Raw genomic sequence first — 1,091 nt, 5'->3', positions numbered from 1 at the left:
GGAAGGACGGACGATCACCGCGCTCGCTCCGGTCATCACGACGGAAGGAGGGGCGGTCGCCATGGTCGCCACGATCGTCGCGACGGAAGGACGGACGGTCACCGCTCCGGTCGTCCCGTCGGTCGTCCCGGCGGAAGGACGGGCGGTCACCGCTCCGGTCGTCCCGTCGGTCGTCCCGGCGGAAGGACGGGCGGTCACCGCTCCGGTCATCACGACGGAAGGACGGACGATCACCGCGCTCGCTCCGGTCATCACGACGGAAGGAGGGGCGGTCGCCATGGTCGCCACGATCGTCGCGACGGAAGGACGGACGATCACCGCGGTCGTCGCGGCGCGGCCCACGATCGCGGTCGCGGTCGTCCCGATGCCCGTACCCGCCACCACGGTTGTCGTCTCGCCGACTGTCGCGACGGTCGTCCCGTCGGTCGTCGCGACGGAAGGAGGGGCGGTCACCGCGGTCGCCACGATCGTCGCGACGGAAGGAGGGACGGTCACCGCTCCGGTCATCACGACGGAAGGAGGGGCGGTCACCGCGGTCGCCACGATCGTCGCGACGGAAGGAGGGACGGTCACCGCTCCGGTCATCACGACGGAAGGACGGACGGTCACCACTCCGGTCATCACGACGGTCGTCCCGGCGGAAGGAGGGACGGTCACCGCGGTCGTCGCGGCGCGGCCCACGATCGCGGTCGCGGTCGTCCCGATGCCCGTACCCGCCACCACGGTTGTCGTCTCGCCGACTGTCGCGACGGTCATCACGTCGGTCGTCGCGACGGAAGCCGCCGCGGTCGTTGTCGCGACGGAAACCGCCACGATCCCCGCGCTGGCCACTCCGACCACCGCGGTCACCACTGTCCCGTCGCCGCTGGTCGCGCTCCGGTCGGTCGTCGGGAGAGTTGGTGGACATCGGTGACTCCTGTCTTCGGCACTACAAGCATAAATAAAAAAGGACCCTTGGTCCCAGCTGAACGCTGGGACCAAGGGTCCTTCCAAAGATTGTTCGGCGGCGTCCTACTCTCCCACAGGGTCCCCCCTGCAGTACCATCGGCGCTGTAAGGCTTAGCTTCCGGGTTCGGAATGTAACCGGGCGT

General features: G+C 69.1%; 1 rRNA gene and 1 pseudogene. One reads left to right on the top strand and one right to left on the bottom strand.

Annotation, left to right across the window (positions count from 1 at the left end):
• Positions 1-913, top strand: a pseudogene (locus ACIA6T_RS29350) (hypothetical protein); the annotation flags it as partial.
• 85 nt (positions 914-998) lie between these two features.
• Here the strand turns inward: ACIA6T_RS29350 and rrf are convergent.
• Positions 999-1,091, bottom strand: a 5S ribosomal RNA gene (gene rrf, locus ACIA6T_RS29345); the annotation flags it as partial.

The organism is Streptomyces sp. NPDC051740 (assembly GCF_044453165.1).
Classification (GTDB): Bacteria; Actinomycetota; Actinomycetes; order Streptomycetales; family Streptomycetaceae; genus Streptomyces; species Streptomyces atrovirens.
The sequence above is the reverse complement of the archived record's forward strand: the minus strand, read 5'-3'. Positions and strand labels throughout refer to the sequence as shown.